The 16,453-nt window shown below is 66.7% G+C and carries 15 protein-coding genes; 9 read left to right on the forward strand and 6 right to left on the reverse strand.

What is annotated here, in order from left to right; translation table 11 throughout:
* Positions 1-27: 27 nt before the first annotated feature.
* Positions 28-723 carry a pirin family protein gene (locus tag QZM67_RS29905; RefSeq protein WP_301808852.1) on the reverse strand — a complete coding sequence of 232 codons (696 nt, stop codon included), beginning with the start codon at positions 721-723 and terminating at the stop codon, positions 28-30.
* A gap of 369 nt (positions 724-1,092) precedes the next feature.
* Between QZM67_RS29905 and QZM67_RS29910 the strand changes: the two genes are divergently transcribed.
* From QZM67_RS29910 to QZM67_RS29925, 4 genes are all read left to right on the forward strand, one after another.
* Positions 1,093-1,875, forward strand: a complete 783-nt coding sequence (locus QZM67_RS29910) for an ABC transporter substrate-binding protein (protein WP_043189736.1) — start codon at positions 1,093-1,095, stop codon at positions 1,873-1,875.
* 229 nt (positions 1,876-2,104) lie between these two features.
* On the forward strand, positions 2,105-2,794 hold the full coding sequence (locus tag QZM67_RS29915; RefSeq protein ID WP_175022455.1) for an ABC transporter permease: 690 nt from the start codon (positions 2,105-2,107) through the stop codon (positions 2,792-2,794).
* On the forward strand, positions 2,791-3,504 hold the full coding sequence (locus QZM67_RS29920) for an ABC transporter permease (protein ID WP_043189740.1): 714 nt from the start codon (positions 2,791-2,793) through the stop codon (positions 3,502-3,504). Before QZM67_RS29915 ends, QZM67_RS29920 begins: the two co-directional genes overlap by 4 nt.
* Positions 3,505-3,522: 18 nt before the next feature.
* Positions 3,523-4,302, forward strand: coding sequence for an ABC transporter ATP-binding protein (locus tag QZM67_RS29925; RefSeq protein ID WP_043189742.1), 780 nt, complete (start codon positions 3,523-3,525; stop codon positions 4,300-4,302).
* An 87-nt stretch (positions 4,303-4,389) separates the two neighbouring features.
* On the opposite strand, the gene QZM67_RS29930 is transcribed toward QZM67_RS29925, so the two are convergent.
* A complete protein-coding gene (locus tag QZM67_RS29930) occupies positions 4,390-4,887 on the reverse strand; it encodes a GNAT family N-acetyltransferase (protein ID WP_301808855.1) in 498 nt (165 codons plus the stop codon).
* A gap of 133 nt (positions 4,888-5,020) precedes the next feature.
* Between QZM67_RS29930 and QZM67_RS29935 the strand changes: the two genes are divergently transcribed.
* Positions 5,021-5,947, forward strand: coding sequence for a LysR family transcriptional regulator (locus QZM67_RS29935; protein WP_301808973.1), 927 nt, complete (start codon positions 5,021-5,023; stop codon positions 5,945-5,947).
* 562 nt (positions 5,948-6,509) lie between these two features.
* Entirely contained in the window at positions 6,510-7,589 is a 1,080-nt protein-coding gene (locus tag QZM67_RS29940) for a porin (RefSeq protein WP_011352857.1), read from the forward strand.
* Between the two features lie 136 nt (positions 7,590-7,725).
* Here QZM67_RS29940 and QZM67_RS29945 read toward each other — a convergent pair whose 3' ends face one another.
* Together QZM67_RS29945 and QZM67_RS29950 are read right to left on the reverse strand one after the other, a co-directional pair.
* A complete protein-coding gene (locus tag QZM67_RS29945; RefSeq protein WP_006398637.1) occupies positions 7,726-8,064 on the reverse strand; it encodes a P-II family nitrogen regulator in 339 nt (112 codons plus the stop codon).
* Positions 8,065-8,147: 83 nt separating this feature from the next.
* The gene (locus QZM67_RS29950) at positions 8,148-9,854 is read right to left on the reverse strand and encodes an NAD+ synthase (protein WP_301808861.1); all 1,707 of its coding nucleotides are present in this window, start codon (positions 9,852-9,854) and stop codon (positions 8,148-8,150) included.
* A gap of 110 nt (positions 9,855-9,964) precedes the next feature.
* Between QZM67_RS29950 and QZM67_RS29955 the strand changes: the two genes are divergently transcribed.
* Positions 9,965-11,143 carry a GNAT family N-acetyltransferase gene (locus QZM67_RS29955; RefSeq protein WP_301808864.1) on the forward strand — a complete coding sequence of 393 codons (1,179 nt, stop codon included), beginning with the start codon at positions 9,965-9,967 and terminating at the stop codon, positions 11,141-11,143.
* A gap of 71 nt (positions 11,144-11,214) precedes the next feature.
* Here the strand turns inward: QZM67_RS29955 and QZM67_RS29960 are convergent, their stop codons facing one another.
* Entirely contained in the window at positions 11,215-13,464 is a 2,250-nt protein-coding gene (locus QZM67_RS29960) for a glycoside hydrolase family 3 C-terminal domain-containing protein (protein ID WP_301808867.1), read from the reverse strand.
* A gap of 151 nt (positions 13,465-13,615) precedes the next feature.
* Between QZM67_RS29960 and QZM67_RS29965 the strand changes: the two genes are divergently transcribed.
* Together QZM67_RS29965 and QZM67_RS29970 are read left to right on the forward strand one after the other, a co-directional pair.
* Positions 13,616-14,650 (forward strand): helix-turn-helix transcriptional regulator, encoded by a 1,035-nt coding sequence (locus QZM67_RS29965; RefSeq protein WP_301808868.1) that lies wholly within the window; start codon positions 13,616-13,618, stop codon positions 14,648-14,650.
* A 49-nt stretch (positions 14,651-14,699) separates the two neighbouring features.
* Entirely contained in the window at positions 14,700-15,545 is an 846-nt protein-coding gene (locus tag QZM67_RS29970) for a GIY-YIG nuclease family protein (protein WP_301808870.1), read from the forward strand.
* A 54-nt stretch (positions 15,546-15,599) separates the two neighbouring features.
* Here QZM67_RS29970 and ppa read toward each other — a convergent pair whose 3' ends face one another.
* A complete protein-coding gene (gene ppa, locus QZM67_RS29975) occupies positions 15,600-16,127 on the reverse strand; it encodes an inorganic diphosphatase (protein WP_011352863.1) in 528 nt (175 codons plus the stop codon).
* Positions 16,128-16,453 lie beyond the last annotated feature (326 nt).

Raw genomic sequence — 16,453 nt, forward strand, 5'->3', positions numbered from 1 at the left:
ACCGGCCCGCGTCCCCTTTTTTGCGTTTCAGGCGACGTCGAACAGCAGCACCTCGGCCGCCCGGCCGCGCGCGAACGCCACCGCGTCCACGCCGCCGATCCGCGCGCCGTCGCCCGCGGCCAGCGCGCGACCGTTCACCTCGACGTCGCCGCGCACCACATGCACATAGGCGCGGCGTCCGGCCGGTACGTCGAACGCCGTCGCCTCGTCGCCGTCGATCAGCCCCGTAAAGATGCGTGCGTCCGCACACATCGGCAGCGCGCCGTCGCCACCATCCGGCGCCGCGACGAGCCGCAGCCGGCCGCGTTTCTCGTCGTCGGCGAAGCGCGTCTGCACGTAGCCGGGCCGGCCGCCCGCCCTGGCTGGCGCAAGCCAGATCCGCAGCAGGTGCAACGGCTCGTCACACGATGCATTGGTTTCGCTCAGCATCACGCCGGAGCCGGCGCTCATGCGCTGCACGCCGCCCGCGCGGACGATCGCGCCGTTGCCGAGGCTGTCGCGATGCGCGAGCGCGCCGTCGAGCACGTAGGTGACGATTTCCGCGTCCCGGTACGGCCGCATCCCGTAGCCGCGGGTCGGCGCGATGCATTCCTCGTTCAGCTCACGCAACGCGCCGAAGACCGGCGAACCGCCCCGACCGGCCCCACAAGGAAAGCTGTGATGGAATTCGTGCCAGCCTTGGCTACGCTGGTCGCGATCGGCGGCGCGGCGAATCTGGAACATGGGACGGACACTCCGTGAGATGCGTTGTTGTGGCATGCCGCCACTGTATGAGTGTGCCAATCGCGCCACAATCCGCCGCCTGCGCACCGCATCGTTGCACCTGCGAATGCAATCAATGCAATGTCCATTGCAAATACAATGATTGTCGCAACAGCCGGATCAATGCGTCGAAGAATCGACCGGTCGGCCCGGATTGCCGGTTTGCGGGTATCGCGTTCGGGTAAAATACCGCCCTTTTGGCGTTCGCCGTTCCGGCGGTCGCCATCGCCAGAGCGCCGATCGGCGAATTTTGGCCGTCTAGAATACGCCGCGGCGCCCGGTTCGACCGGCCGCGAGCGCTCCCGAAAAGTCAGCAACAGAAGGATGGAAATGAAGAAGGCCGCCCTGTGCGCCGCCCTCGCCCTCATGGCGGGCAGCGCCTTCGCGAAGGAGTGGAAGACCGTGCGGATCGGCGTCGACGCCAGCTACCCGCCGTTCGAGTCGACCGCGCCGAGCGGCGAGATCGTCGGTTTCGACGTCGATCTCACCAAGGAAATCTGCAAGCGGATCAACGTGAAATGCGTGTGGGTGGCGCAGGATCTCGACGGAGTCATCCCGGCGCTGAAGGCGAAGAAGTACGACGTCATCGTGTCGTCGCTGACCGTCACGGACAAGCGCCGCGAACAGATCGACTTCTCCGACAAGGTCTATGACGCGCCGGCGCGGATGATCGCGAAGACCGGCTCGCCGCTGCTGCCGACGATCGCCTCGCTGAAGGGCAAGCGCGTGGGCGTCGAGCAGGGCTCGACGCAGGAAACCTACGCGAAGACCTACTGGGAGCCGCAGGGCGTGACGATCATTCCTTACCAGAACCAGGACCAGGTCTACGCCGATCTCGGCTCGGGCCGCCTCGACGCGACGCTGCAGGACGAGTTGCAGGCCGACTACGGCTTCCTGCGCACGCCGCGCGGCAAGGGTTTCGCGTTTGCCGGACCGGAAGTGAAGGATCCGAAGACGATCGGCGACGGCACCGCGATCGGCCTGCGCAAGGAAGATACGGACCTGAAGCTCAAGATCAACAAGGCGCTGGCCGACATGCACAAGGACGGCACGTACGACCGGCTGTCGCACAAGTATTTCGCGTTCAGCGTCTATTCGGCTTCGGCCCGCTGAGCAACGAAAAGAAGAGACAACGGATGCGGGGGCGGCCCCGTATCCGCGCAGTACAGACAGTCAACCACGCGCCGCCCGCCCCCTTGCCCGCCGCTCGCGCGACGGGCGGGCCCGGCACCGACGCCGGGGCGGACGGTCATGATACGTACGGGGCGTTCCGCGCAGCTTGGCGGGCGCGTCTTTCGCGGCGCACCGCGTGCGCCCTAAAGGACCACACCAGGGACCACATATGTTTCTACAAGGTTACGGCCCGCTGATCCTCGCTGGCACCTGGCAAACCGTCAAACTGGCGGTGCTGTCGCTTGCGCTGTCGTTCCTGCTGGGCCTGCTCGGCGCGGGCGCGAAGCTGTCGCGCAACCGCTTCACGAGCGGTGTCGGCACCGTCTACACGACGCTGATCCGCGGCGTGCCCGACCTCGTGCTGATGCTGCTGCTGTTCTACAGCCTGCAGATCTGGCTGAACATGGCGACCGACGCGCTCGGCTGGGACCAGATCGACATCGACCCGTTCCTCGCCGGCGTGCTCGTGCTCGGCTTCATCTACGGCGCGTATTTCACCGAGACGTTCCGCGGCGCGTTCCTGTCGGTGCCGCGCGGCCAGCTCGAAGCCGGCAGCGCGTACGGGATGACGAACTGGCAGGTGTTCACGCGGGTCATGTTCCCGCAGATGATGCGCTTCGCGCTGCCGGGGATCGGCAACAACTGGCAGGTGCTCGTGAAGTCGACCGCGCTCGTGTCGATCATTGGCCTGGCCGACGTCGTGAAGGCGTCGCAGGACGCCGGCAAGGGCACGCTGCGGTTCTTCTTCTTCACGCTGATCGCGGGGGCCGTCTACCTCGCGATCACGACGATCTCGAACTTCGTGCTGATGTGGCTCGAAAAGCGCTACTCGACCGGCGTCCGCAAGGCTGACCTATGATCGACCTCATCCAAGAATACTGGCGCAACTATCTCTTCACCGACGGCTACCGCATCACCGGTGTCGCGATCACGCTGTGGCTGCTGGTCGTGTCGATCGGCCTCGGCTTCTGCCTGTCGGTGCCGCTCGCGGTCGCGCGCGTGTCGAAGAAGAAGTGGCTGTCGGGCGCCGTGTGGCTCTATACGTACGTGTTCCGCGGCACGCCGCTCTACGTGCAGCTGCTGCTCTGCTACACGGGCCTCTACAGCCTGCAGGTCGTGCGCGGCACGCCGATGCTCGACGCGTTCTTCCGCGACGGGATGCACTGCACGCTGCTCGCGTTCACGCTGAACACCTGCGCGTACACCACCGAGATCTTCGCAGGCGCGATCAAGGCGACCTCCTACGGCGAGATCGAAGCCGCGCGCGCGTACGGGATGTCCTCCTTCACGATGTACCGCCGCGTGATCCTGCCGTCGGCGCTGCGCCGCGCGCTGCCGCTGTACAGCAACGAAGTGATCCTGATGCTGCACGCGACCACCGTCGCGTTCACGGCGACCGTGCCGGACATCCTGAAGATCGCCCGCGACGTGAACTCGGCGACCTACATGTCGTTCCATGCGTTCGGCATTGCCGCCCTGCTCTATCTCGTGATCTCGTTCACGCTCGTCTGGCTGTTCCGCCAGGCCGAGCGCCGCTGGCTCGCGTATCTGCGCCCGCAAGGCAAGTAAGTTTTCGCAGGACTATTGATGAATTCCCAGACTCAGAAGCTTTTCGTCGACGATCTGCACAAGCGGTACGGCGACAACGAGGTGCTCAAGGGCGTGTCGCTGAAGGCGAACTCGGGCGACGTGATCAGCGTGATCGGCTCGTCGGGTTCCGGCAAGAGCACGATGCTCCGCTGCATCAACTTCCTCGAGCAGCCGAATGCGGGCCGCATCGTCGTCGACGGCGAGGAAGTGCGCACCACGAAGGACAAGACCGGCGCGCTGCGCGCGGCCGATCCGAAGCAGCTGCAGCGCGTGCGCACCAAGCTGTCGATGGTGTTCCAGCACTTCAACCTCTGGTCGCACATGAACGTGATCGAGAACGTGATGGAAGCGCCCGTGAACGTGCTCGGCATCCCGAAGAAGGAAGCCGAGGAACGTGCGCGCACGTATCTCGAGAAAGTCGGCCTCGCGCCGCGCGTCGAGAAGCAGTATCCGTCGCACCTGTCGGGCGGCCAGCAGCAACGCGTGGCCATTGCACGCGCGCTGGCGATGCATCCGGACGTGATGCTGTTCGACGAGCCGACTTCCGCGCTCGACCCGGAGCTGGTGGGCGAAGTGCTGAAGGTGATGCAGAAGCTGGCCGAGGAAGGCCGCACGATGATCGTCGTCACGCACGAGATGGGCTTTGCCCGCAACGTGTCGAACCACGTGATGTTCCTGCACCAGGGCCGCGTCGAGGAAGAAGGCGTGCCGTCCGAGGTGTTCGCGAACCCGAAGAGCGAGCGCCTGCGCGGGTTCCTGTCGGGCAGCCTCAAGTAACATCGCATGCAGCACGCCACGCGTCGCGACGCGTGAACGGGCGCCCCGCGGTTCGCCGCGCGGCGCCCGTTTTGCATTGACGCGGCGTTATGCGGCGTCGACCGGTGCGGCGTCGGCGAACGCGTGCAACTCGTCGCCCGCGAGCCGGTAACGCACCCATTCGCTCTGCGGCGCCGCACCGACGCTCTCGTAGAAGCGGATCGCCGGCTCGTTCCAGTCCAGCACGCTCCACTCGAAACGCCCGCAGCCCGACTCCACCGCGATCCGCGCGAGCGCCTTCAAGAGCCGCAGCCCGGCGCCCGCGCCGCGAAAACGCGGCGATACATACAGATCCTCGAGATACAGCCCCTGCCGGGCGAGCCACGTCGAATACGAGAAGAAGTACACGGCGAAGCCGGCCGGCTCGCCGTCGACCTCGCAGATCAGCGCGCGCGCCGGCGAGCCTTCGCCGAACAGGCTGCGCTCGAGCGACGCGGGCGTCGCGATCACTTCGTGTTCCGCCTTCTCGTAGATGGCCAGCTCGGTAATGAAACGCAGGATCTGCGGCACGTCGGCGACGGTGGCGGAACGGATGTCGATTTGCACGATTTGAGCCCTCCTACGGCCCGGACTTGAAACGGAAAGCGGCGCCGCGCACCCGCGCTGGCGCCAATCAGATCGTCATGCTACGTTCATGCTGCTCCTGCAGGAAGTGCAGTTTCTTCATCCAGACATGAACATGATGCATCCCGATCTGCGCCGCCTCGACCTGAACCTGCTGCTCGTGTTCGACGCGCTGTACCGCCACCGGTCCGTCGCCGCGGCCGCGCACGAGCTCGCGTTGAGCCCGTCCGCCCTGAGCCACGCACTCGCGCGGCTGCGCGACGCGATCGGCGATGCGCTGTTCGTGCGCCTCGGCAACGAGATGCAGCCGACCGTGCGCGCCGACGACATCGCCACCTGGGCCGGCGACGCGCTCGATGCGATGTCGAAGGGGCTCGCCCGCGCGCGCCGCTTCGATCCCGAGCAAAGCGACCGCACGTTCGTGTTCGCGGCGACCGACTACACGGCGTTCGCGGTGCTGCCGGCATTTCTCGCGCGTATCCAGCATGTCGCGCCACAGTTGCGGATCCGCGTCGTGCATTCCGATCGGAAGATCTCGGTCGACGAACTCGCGGCCGGCCGCATCGATTTCGCGCTCGGCTATCACGAGGAATCGGCGGCCGACGCGCCGGGCATCGAGGACTTCGACTGGTTCTCCGACGACTACGTCGTGATCGCGAGCGCCACGCATCCGGACATCCACCGGCGGCTGACGCTCGACCAGTACCTGGCGGCGCGCCACGTGGTCGTCACGCCGTGGAACGAGTCGCGCGGCGTCGTCGACCACGTGCTCGACCGGCTCGGCCTCGCGCGGCAGGTCGCCGTGCAGTTGCCGAGCGTGCTGGCCGCGCCGTTCGTGATCGCCGAATCTGCACTCCTGATGACCCTGCCGAACCGCGCCGCGCAGGCGCTGCGGCACGCGACGCCGATTCGCATCTTTCCCGCGCCGTTCGAGATCCCCCGCTACACCGTGAAGGTCTACTCGCACGCGAAGCATGCGCGCACCGATGCGCATCGCTGGATCCGCGCGCAGTTGCTCGACGCGAAGCCGGCCACCGCCTGACCGGCACACGTTGGCACACCGCGCTGCGCGTTGCCGGGTAGGCGCTACAGGCAGCTGCCGGCGACGTCCGGCAGCCGCCCAGACATTACGAAATACTTACCAATTCTCGCATTTGGCGCTTACGCCCGCACGCCACGCAACGTCAATAGTGGCAATCCTTGACCCCTGTTTGCGAAATTCGTGTCTCCCTTGCGGGACAAGGGTTTTCCGTTAATTGCAAACCCTTGCCCCACCTGTTGCGCACCGTGTTGCATGGCAATTTGACGACAGGTGTTAGTCAAACAACGATTTCCATCGCCACAAAATTGTATTTTTGCTAAATTAGTAACCAAAGTAGCAAAACGAAGTTCGTGAAATGTAGTTTAGCTTCACGACACTACAAGGAGACCCCGCAGGCCGACCCGGCTGCGCGGGACCGCTCAACGGTTTTCCGTCCGCTTGCCCGCGTGCTGCGCTTACCGGCCCTGCACGAGGTCTCCCTGGTTATCCCGCTTTTGCCCGGCGCTCGCGCTCCGGGCATCTCGTGCAGTCTGGGTTGACTTTTTGACAGGGTATGGAGGAGATGATGAAGAAAGCTTTGGTCGCGGCCGCGCTGATGGCTGCTGGGGTGGTGACGGCGCACGCGCAGAGCAGCGTCACGCTGTATGGCCGCCTGGATGCGGGCATCGAGTACATGAACGGCCTGCAAAACGGCCACCAAGTGCGCGCGGAAAGCGGCGACTGGGGCACGAGCCTCTGGGGCTTGAAGGGCACCGAGGACATCGGCGGCGGCAACAAGGTCCTGTTCCACCTCGAAGGCGCGTTCAACACGATGACGGGCGGCTTCAGCGGCTCGATCTGGGATCGTTATGCGACGGTCGGCATCTCCAACGACCGCTACGGTACGCTGCTGTTGGGTCGCGAGCTCGCGATCGCCAACGGCGTGTGGGACTTCGACCCGTTCGGCCAGTCGGCCTGGTCGACGGCATCGCTGGTGCGCGGCCGCAACTGGAACAAGACCAGCAACAACGTGTCGTACCAGTCGCCGCAGTTCTACGGCCTCGACTTCTACGGCCAGTTCTCGTTCTCGAACTCGACCAGCTTCAACGGCAACACGACGGCCGGCCAACCGGGCCGTGCAGCCGGCGCACAGGTCACCTATACGAATTCGCTGTTCCAGTTGCGCGGCATCTACGACGAAACGCGCGACAGCAACGGCCGCTTCTCGGACGTGTTCAACTACTCGCGTGAATACTTCGCGGGCGTGAACGTGTTCCTCGGCCAGTTCAAGGTGCAAGCGGCCTACCAGGCATCGCGCGCGGACGGTAGCGGCGGCCCGGCAGTGAACGCCGGCGTGACGGGCACCCAGCAGGTCTGGGGCGGCGTGACGTGGCAGGCAACGCCGGCAGCGGCGCTGATCGCGGCCGTGTATCACGTGAACGCGAACCACGGCGGCGGCAACGCGAACATCTACACGGTCGGCGGCTCGTACAACATCTCGAAGCGCACGCTGTTCGACCTGCAGGTCGCGACGGTGCGCAACAGCAAGAACGCCAACTTCGGCCTGAACGCGAACGGCGCCGGTACGGCCGTGTCGACGGGCAACCCGAATCCGGGCGGCAGCCAGACCGGCGTCTACGCGGGTATCCAGCACCTGTTCTGATCAGGCGCCGTTCTCAAAGAATCGATTCAACGACGTTTTCCACGCTGCTGCGAGAGGCGCGTATCGGTGCGGTACCCAACCGGGTATCGCACCGTTTTTTATTGGTGGCCCTAGGGCCCATCGACGAATACGGCGCTCAGACGGCCGCTTCGTTCTCTTCGCCGGTGCGGATGCGGATCACGCGCTCGACGTCCGACACGAAGATCTTGCCGTCACCGATCTTGCCGGTGCGCGCCGCGCCGATCACCGCGTCGATCACCTGGTCGACCTGCGCTTCCGCGACGACCACCTCGATCTTCATCTTCGGCAGGAAGTCGACGACGTATTCGGCGCCACGATACAGCTCGGTATGGCCCTTCTGGCGGCCGAAGCCCTTCACTTCCGTCACGGTCAGGCCCGTGAGACCCACTTCGGCGAGCGCTTCGCGGACTTCGTCCAGCTTGAACGGCTTGATGATGGCAGTGATGCGTTTCATGGTGGTTGTCCCCCAATGCTCGTTTGGATGAAAAATCGCGACCCCGATTGTAAGCCTGCGAGCCGCATGCGGCCCAGCACGGCTCAATCGAGACGTTCGGTAAAACGTGACGTGATCGGGTAGCGCCAGTCGCGCCCGAAAGCGCGATGCGTGACGCGAATGCCGATCGGCGCCTGGCGGCGCTTGTATTCGTTGATCTTGATGAGCCGCGTCACGCGTTCGACGTCGGCCTGCGCATAACCGGCCGCGACGATCTCGGCGAGCGGCCGGTCCTCTTCCATGTACATCCGCATGATCGCGTCGAGCACGTCGTACGGCGGCAGGCTGTCCTGGTCGGTCTGGTTCTCGCGCAGCTCGGCCGACGGCGCGCGGGTCAGGATCCGCTCGGGAATCACGTCGCACAGCGGGTAGTCGGCCGTTTCGTTGCGATAGCGGCAAAGCCGGTACACGAGCGTCTTCGCGAGATCCTTGATCACCGCGAACCCGCCGGCCATGTCGCCGTACAGCGTGCAGTAGCCGACCGCCATCTCGCTCTTGTTGCCGGTCGTCAGCACGATCGAGCCGAACTTGTTCGACAGCGCCATCAGCAACGTGCCGCGGATGCGCGCCTGGATGTTCTCCTCCGTCGCGTCTTCCGCGCGGCCCGCGAACTCGCCCGCGAGCGATGCGCGGAAGGCATCGAACATCGGTGCGATCGCGATCTCGTCGTAGCGCACGCCGACGCGCCGCGCCATTTCCGCCGCGTCGGTGGTCGAGATGTCGGCCGTGAAGCGCGACGGCATCATCACCGCGCGCACGCGCTCGGGCCCGAGCGCATCGCATGCGACGGCCAGCACCAGCGCCGAATCGACGCCGCCCGACAGCCCGATCAGCACGCCCGGAAAGCCGTTCTTGCCGATGTAGTCGCGCACGCCCGTCACGAGCGCGCGGTACACCTGCGCGTCCGTCGACAGCTCGGGCGCGATCGCACCCGGCAGCGGCCGCGCGCCGTCGAATTCGACGATCGCGTGCCCTTCGTCGAACTGCGGCATCTTCGCGACGAGCGCGCCCTGCGCGTCGAGCACGAACGAGCCGCCGTCGAATACGAGCTCGTCCTGGCCGCCGACGAGGTTCACGTACACCATCGGCAGCGCGGTTTCGCGAATCCGCGCGCGCAGGATGTCGATGCGCACCGCGTCCTTGTTCATGTGGTACGGCGAGCCGTTCGGGATCAGCAGCACCTGCGCGCCGGCCGCCTTCGCGATCTGCGCGGCCGATGCGTGCCACGCGTCCTCGCAGATGATCACGCCGTATTTCACGCCGTTCAGCTCGAACACGAGCGGCTCGGCGTCCGTCGCAAAATAGCGCTTCTCGTCGAAGACCTCGGCGTTGGGGAGATCCTGCTTGCGGTAGGTGCCGACGATCTTGCCACCGACGATCAGCGATACCGCGTTGTAGGTATCGACGGGCGGTACGCCGCGCTCGATCGGGCGGTTTGCATTACCATCGACGGCTGACGCGTGCGCGCCGTCGCCCGCGCCGCGCAGCGGATGGCCGACCAGCACCGCGAGCCCGTCGAACGCCTTCAGCGCATCGGCGAGCGCGTCGAGTGCCGAGGCCGCCGCCGCATAGAACGCGGGCCGCAGCAGCAGGTCTTCCGGCGGATAGCCGGACAGCGCGAGTTCGGGTGCGACCATCAGCTGCGCACCATCGTTGTGCGCGGCGCGCGCGGCCGCGACGATCCGCGCGACGTTGCCGGCGAAATCGCCGACGGTGACGTTGATCTGGGCGAGAGCGAGTCGGGTCTTCATGGCGGGATCGGCGCAGCCTGGCGGCGCGCCCTGAACGGCTGACGAAATCGTCCCGGTGCGGGCCGCGCAGGCCGTCGCATCCGGTGACACAGAACAGTACGGATTCACGCTTGAAACACGAACGCATCGATTATCGCACGGGCATCCTGTCGTCCCCCGCGGAGGTGCCGGCCGACGAATGGAACGCGCTGCTCGCCCGCGACGCGCAGCCGACGCCCTTCCTGCGCCACGAATTCCTCGACGCACTGCACATCGCGCGCTGCGCGGTCGACGATACCGGCTGGTCGCCGCACTTCGTCACGCTGACCGACGAGCGCACCGGCCGCCTCGCGGCTGCCGCACCCGTCTACGCAAAGCAGCATTCGTACGGCGAATACGTGTTCGACTGGGCCTGGGCTGACGCGTACCAGCGCAACGACCTGCCCTACTACCCGAAGCTGCTGTGCGCGGTGCCGTTCACGCCGGTGCAGGGCACGCGCCTGCTCGCGGCCGACGACGACGCGCGCCGCCGGCTCGCGGCCACGCTGCTCGCGTTCGCCGAGCAGAGCGACGTGTCGTCGCTGCACGTGCTGTTCCCGACCGGCGACGAAGCGGCGCTGCTCGAATCGATGGGGATGATGCTGCGTGAAGGCGTGCAGTTCCACTGGATCAACGACGGCTACCGTCACTTCGACGATTTCCTCGGCACGCTCGAGCAGAAGAAGCGCAAGAACATCCGCGCGGAGCGGCGCAAGGTGCACGACGCGGGCGTGACGTTCCGCCGGCTGACCGGCGACCAGATCACCGACGCCCACTGGCGCTTCTTCTCGCGCTGCTACCGGCAGACCTATCGCGAACACTATTCGAGCCCGTACCTGAACCTCGATTTCTTCCGCACGATCGGCGCGACGATGCCCGAGAACCTACTGCTCGTGATCGCGGAAGCCGGCGGCCAGCCGATCGCGAGTGCGCTCGCCGTCTACCGGCGCGGCGAACACGGCGGCGGCACGCTGTACGGCCGCTACTGGGGTGCGGTCGAACAGGTGCCGTGCCTGCATTTCGAAACGGCCTATTACCAGTTGCTCGAATTCTGCATCGAGGCCGGGCTCGACACGTTCGAAGGCGGCGCGCAGGGCGAACACAAGCTCGCGCGCGGCTTCCTGCCGACCGTCACGCACTCCGCGCACTGGCTCGCGCACCCGGCATTCTCGGACGCCGTCGCGCGCTTTCTCGAACGCGAGACCGACCATATCCACGCGTACGTCGACGAATTGCGCGAACACGATCCGTTCCGGCGCGGCACCGCGTAGCATCATCACGCCCACCGGCTTGCGGCGAGACCACGATCGGCCTCGCCGCAAGCCATACGGCCGCGTCAGGGTCAGTGCGCAGCGAGCGTCACCGTCTGCGACAACGCCTGCGGATCGCGCGACGAAGCGGCCACCGACAGCCCGTAGCTGCCCGCCGCGATCCGCCACGCATGCACATTCGCATCCCAGACCGCGAAGCGCTGCGCCGGCACCGCGACGCTGACGGTACGCGCCTCGCCCGGCTGCAGCGCAACCTTGGTCCAGCCGACGAGCCGCTTCGGCGGCTCGCCGAGCGACGCAGGCAGCGCCGCGTAGATCTGCACCGTCTGCGCCCCGGCCCGCGCGCCCGTATTCTTCACCGTCACGCCGACCGTCACGTTGCCCGCTGCATCGGCCTGCGCGGACATCGCCGACAAACCATACGTCGTGTACGACAGCCCGTAGCCGAACGGGAACAACGGCTCGATCGCCTTCGCGTCGAACCAGCGATAGCCGTACGCGAGCCCTTCCGCATAGACGGTCTGCGTGCGCGCCGGATCGATCGCCGGCTGCGGCAGGTCGGCCTCCTGCTTCGGGAACGTCAGCGGCAGCCGGCCCGACGGGTTTGCATCGCCGAACAACAGGTCGGCGATCGCCTGACCGCCCTGCGCGCCCGGATACCACGCTTCGAGCACACCATGCACGTTCGCGAGCCACGGCATCAGCACGGGGCTGCCGTTCTCGAGCACGACGATCACGCGCTTCGCCTTCGCCGCGACGGCCGCGATGAGCGCGTTCTGGTCGTACCGCTGGTTGTACGGATCGGCCTTCGCATCAGGCAGCGACAGGCTCGCGAGGTCGAGCCCTTCCGTCTGCCACTGCGTCGCGAACACGATCGCGACATCGGCCTGCGCGGCCGCGCTCGCCGCGGCATTCGCGTCGGTCCCGTCGAGATAGCTGACCGACGCGTTCGGCGCCTTCGCGCGAATCGCCGCAAGCGGCGCGGACTTGTACCAGGTCGCACAGCCGCCGAACAGCATGTCGGCCGGTTGCTGGCAGGTCGTCACCGCATTGCCGTCGATCGCCGGCACCGCGCCCGAGCCGCCGCCCGACAGCACGCCCGCGTCCGCATGCCCGCCGATCACGACGACCGACTTCAGCGCGCCGGCCACCAGCGGCAGCACCGGCTGCGCATCGCCCGGCACGGCCGCGTTCTTCAGCAGTACCGCGGATTGCCGCGCGATCGCGAGCGCATCGGCGTTGCCGGCCGCTTCGTCGATCGCGCCGCCCGGTTTCGGCGGCGCGTCCATCACGCCGATGCGGATCAGCGTGCGCAGCTTGCGCTGCACCATGTCGTTCAGCCGCGCGGCCGACACGCTGCCCGCCTGCAGCGCGGCACGCAGCTTCGTGTTGAAGAACGAGCCGAGCGGCGCGTTGTTGTCGTCCGCCGCGCCCGGCTCCTCCTCGTCGAGCCCCGCCTGCACGGCCGCGACCGTCGAATGCGTCGCACCCCAGTCCGACTGCACGACGCCCTTGAAGCCCCATTCGTTCTTCAGCACCGTGGTCAGCAGATACGGGTTCTCGCACGCATACACGCCGTTCAGCTTGTTGTACGAGCACATCACGTTGCCCGGCTGGCCGTCCTTCACGCCGATCTCGAACGCGAGCAGTTCGGCCTCGCGCATGGTTCGCTCGTCGACGACCGAATCGATCGTCATCCGGTTGGTTTCCTGGTCGTTGAACGCGAAATGCTTGATCGTCGCGATCACCTTCTGCGCCTGTGTCGCCTGCGTGCGCGCGGCGCTCAGCGTGCCTGCCAGCACCGGATCCTCGCCCATGTATTCGAACGTGCGGCCGTTGCGCGGCTCGCGCGCGAGATTCACGCCGCCGCCGAGCCCTTCCGCGAAGCCGAGCGCGCGCAACTCGAGCGCGATGCGCGTGCCGTAGGTGCCGGCCAGCGCCGGGTCCCACGTCGCCGCGAGCGCGACCGGCGAGGGCAGCGCGGTCACGCGCGCGTTCTTCACGTTCACGCCGCCTGCCGAATCGGCACTGCTGACGGCCGGAATGCCGAGCCGCGGCACGCCCGGGATGTAGCTCGCGCCGTTCAGCGCGTCGGCCGGAAACGGGCCGCCCATGTCGAGCGCGGGCATGCCCGTGCCGTGTACGAGCTGCAGCTTCTCGTCGGTCGTCAGTTGCGCGACGAGCGCGGCTGCACGCTGGTCGGCTGCGGCATCGGGGTCGGCCGGGCCTGCGTGAATGTCGTCGCCGCCGCACGACGCGAGCAGCACCGTGAGCGTGCACGCGGACGCAATCGTCGAACACCGGAACAGCGAAGTTTTCATTGATCCTCCTGAATCGATCTGTTGTACTTGTCGCCACACTCCAGCGTCCGAGTCTAAAAATCGACCGGTCACCATGCTTGACCGGCAGGAGCATGCGTTGACCTCTCGCAGCGGGGACAAACCCGAACGGCATGACGACAGGGAGACAGACATGGAGTTGCGACAGAAATCGGTATCCGTCCGGATCTACCGCTGGCTGTGCGAAGACGCGCGCGCGAACGGCATCGATCTCGCGCCGCTTTATGAGACGCTCGGCATCGGCCCGGCCGAGCTGGCGGACGACACGCGACGCGTCGCGGGCGACCGGCACGTTGCCGCGATGCAGCTGACGAGCGAATGGCCGCTGTCGTGGCATCGCCCGCCGCCTCAGGCCGTGCCGTGGCTCGTGCCGTTCCCGGAACTCGCGGGCGTCACGTGCAACGCGGCGACGCTGCGCGACGCGCTGCACGGCTACCTGCACTATCGCGAGCTGATCGGCAACGTCGACTGGGTCTTCGCGCACGAGAACGGCGACGCGATCGCACTCGAATACGTGAACGAAGGAGACGGCCGGCACGACGGCAGCGCATTCGCCAACCTCGCGATCCTTGCGGCGCTCGCGCGCCTGTACGATCCGCACGTGCGCATCGACGACGCCGCATTCGCCGGCCGCGCGTTCGCGCCCGCCGCCGCGTTGCGCGACATGCTCGGCGCGCCGGTGTCGTTCGACGCCGCGCACAACCGCCTCGTGCTGCGCTCCACGCGCTTCGACACGCCGTTCGAGCGCTACAACGCGCCGCTCGCCGGCATCCAGCGTCACGCGGCCGACACCGCACGCGAGCGCGTGCGCGCCCGCTCGACATTCGGGTCGTCGGTCGAGCAATGTGTGCGCGACTGGCTGCGCACGTCCGACGAAGTCGACGTGCCGGCCGACACGCTGATGGAGCACGTGTGCACGCGCTTCGCGATGTCGCGCTGGACGCTGCGCCGGCGGCTGCATCGCGAAGCGGTCGGGTTTCATGCGCTCGTCGCACAGGCACGGCTCGGCGAAGCGCGCGACCTGCTGCTGAACACGCAACTGCCGATCGGCGAGATCGGCGTGCGGGTCGGCTTCCGCTCGACGAGCGCGTTCACGCGCTTCTTCACGCGCGAACTCGGCGCGGCGCCGAGCCGCTTCCGTGACGGACACGGCGATCGGTGGCGTTGACGGGTGCTTTTTCTGAGACACTGGCGGCTTCGCATCCCGCCGCCCTGCCATGTCCTGGTTTCTGTATCTGATCGAATGCGCCGACGACAGCGTCTACACGGGCATCACGACCGACGTTGCCGCGCGCTTCGACGAGCACGCATCCGGCAAGGGCGCGCGCTACACGCGCTCGCGCAAGCCGCGTGCGGTGCTCGCGTCGTTTCCGCTGCCCGACCGGTCGAGCGCGTCGCGCGCCGAATACTGGGTGAAGCGGCTCACGGCTGCGCAGAAGCGGGAACTGGCCGCCGGGGTGCGAACGCTGGAGTCGGTGCTGCCTGCCGTGGTGGCCGTCGATACGAGTGGCGATGCGGCCGGGTTGAAGAAGGTCGGTGCGCGCGAGCGGAAGAAGGCGAAGGCGGAGAACGTCGAGCGCGCGGCGAAGACGGTTGAGACGGCGAAGACGGACAAAGGCACCAGGAAGGCCGGAAAGGCAGGGAAAGCCGAGAAGGTCGACAAGTCCGGAAAAGCTGCCAAGCCGCCCAAGGCAACAAAAGCCACACCGGTTGCGAAGCGCACGAAGCCGGACAGCGATGCGGTCGCAAGAAAGACTGCATCGCGCGACACCCCGGTAAAAAAGGACAAGCCGGCCGTGCCCGCTTCGTCGAAAGGAAAAACATCGGCAGCCAGCGGCAAACCCGCCACGAACGGACGCGAAGGCGCCTCGCCCGCACCGGCCCGCCGCCGCCCGTCTGCCTCGAAAGCAACCAAAGCCGCCGAGGCCATTGCGGCCTCCGTTGCCCCTCGCCGCGCGAAGCGCACGAAGGACGCGCCGTCCACCGCCACGTCGCCAGCGTCCGTGCCCACCGCCGCGCGCAAACACCCGCCGCGCACAAAACAAAACCGCGCGGCCTCCTGAGGAGACACGCGCGGTTTGCGTTTCGCACGAACCGGCCGTCGGCCGGTACGCCGCTTACTTCTTGTAGTTTGCTGCGCCGTCGGTGATTTCTTTGTGCGCGGCTTCGATGCCGGCCCAGCCTTCGACCTTCACCCACTTGCCCTTCTCGAGCGCCTTGTATTGCTCGAAGAAGTGCTTGATCTGGTCCTTCAGGTACTCGGGCACGTCGTCGATCGACTTCAGGTTTGCCGTCATCGGGCAGACCTTGTCGTGCGGCACCGCGACCAGCTTCGCATCCACGCCCGACTCGTCGGTCATCTGCAGCATGCCGAGCACGCGCGAACGCACGATCGAGCCGGCCAGCAGCGGGAACGGCGTGATCACCAGCACGTCGACCGGATCGCCGTCGCCCGACAGCGTCTGCGGGATGTAGCCGTAGTTCACCGGATAGCGCATGCCCGTACCGATGAAGCGGTCGACGACGAGAAGGCCCAGTTCCTTGTCCGCCTCGTACTTCACCGGATCGCTTTGCGCCGGAATCTCGATGATCACGTTGAAATCTTGCGGCAGGTCCTTGCCGGCCGGAACATGATTGAAGCTCATGAGCACTCTCTGTAGGTCGATGGGAATTCGGGACAGGGCGCCGCGGCCGATGCATCGCCGCAGGCGTCCCGCAAAGGAATGCGCCATTATAGCCAATCGACCGGTGGCGTCCGGATGACGATCGGCCGATAATCGTTCCGGATGCCCGGCCGTCGAACCACTGGCCGCGTTATATGGAATCGGCGTCGGCGCCGATGCGCCGTCGCCGGGCGATCGTGAAGCATGGGGCTTGAGTACGTGCTGAAGCGCTGACTCGGAGCGACCGCGAAGCATGGGACCTGAGTAAGTGCTGAAGCGCTAACTTGAGTCGACCGCAAAGCATGGGA

This window comes from Burkholderia sp. AU45251 (genome assembly GCF_030482905.1).
GTDB lineage: Bacteria > Pseudomonadota > Gammaproteobacteria > Burkholderiales > Burkholderiaceae > Burkholderia > Burkholderia aenigmatica.

Bases quoted from the DNA above. Each gene is read 5' to 3' on its own strand.
- QZM67_RS29905 (WP_301808852.1), bottom strand. From the start codon at position 723: ATGTTCCAGATTCGCCGCGCCGCCGATCGCGACCAGCGTAGCCAAGGC.
- QZM67_RS29910 (WP_043189736.1), top strand. From the start codon at position 1,093: ATGAAGAAGGCCGCCCTGTGCGCCGCCCTCGCCCTCATGGCGGGCAGC.
- QZM67_RS29915 (WP_175022455.1), top strand. From the start codon at position 2,105: ATGTTTCTACAAGGTTACGGCCCGCTGATCCTCGCTGGCACCTGGCAA.
- QZM67_RS29920 (WP_043189740.1), top strand. From the start codon at position 2,791: ATGATCGACCTCATCCAAGAATACTGGCGCAACTATCTCTTCACCGAC.
- QZM67_RS29925 (WP_043189742.1), top strand. From the start codon at position 3,523: ATGAATTCCCAGACTCAGAAGCTTTTCGTCGACGATCTGCACAAGCGG.
- QZM67_RS29935 (WP_301808973.1), top strand. From the start codon at position 5,021: ATGATGCATCCCGATCTGCGCCGCCTCGACCTGAACCTGCTGCTCGTG.
- QZM67_RS29940 (WP_011352857.1), top strand. From the start codon at position 6,510: ATGATGAAGAAAGCTTTGGTCGCGGCCGCGCTGATGGCTGCTGGGGTG.
- QZM67_RS29945 (WP_006398637.1), bottom strand. From the start codon at position 8,064: ATGAAACGCATCACTGCCATCATCAAGCCGTTCAAGCTGGACGAAGTC.
- QZM67_RS29950 (WP_301808861.1), bottom strand. From the start codon at position 9,854: ATGAAGACCCGACTCGCTCTCGCCCAGATCAACGTCACCGTCGGCGAT.
- QZM67_RS29960 (WP_301808867.1), bottom strand. From the start codon at position 13,464: ATGAAAACTTCGCTGTTCCGGTGTTCGACGATTGCGTCCGCGTGCACG.
- QZM67_RS29965 (WP_301808868.1), top strand. From the start codon at position 13,616: ATGGAGTTGCGACAGAAATCGGTATCCGTCCGGATCTACCGCTGGCTG.
- QZM67_RS29970 (WP_301808870.1), top strand. From the start codon at position 14,700: ATGTCCTGGTTTCTGTATCTGATCGAATGCGCCGACGACAGCGTCTAC.
- ppa (WP_011352863.1), bottom strand. From the start codon at position 16,127: ATGAGCTTCAATCATGTTCCGGCCGGCAAGGACCTGCCGCAAGATTTC.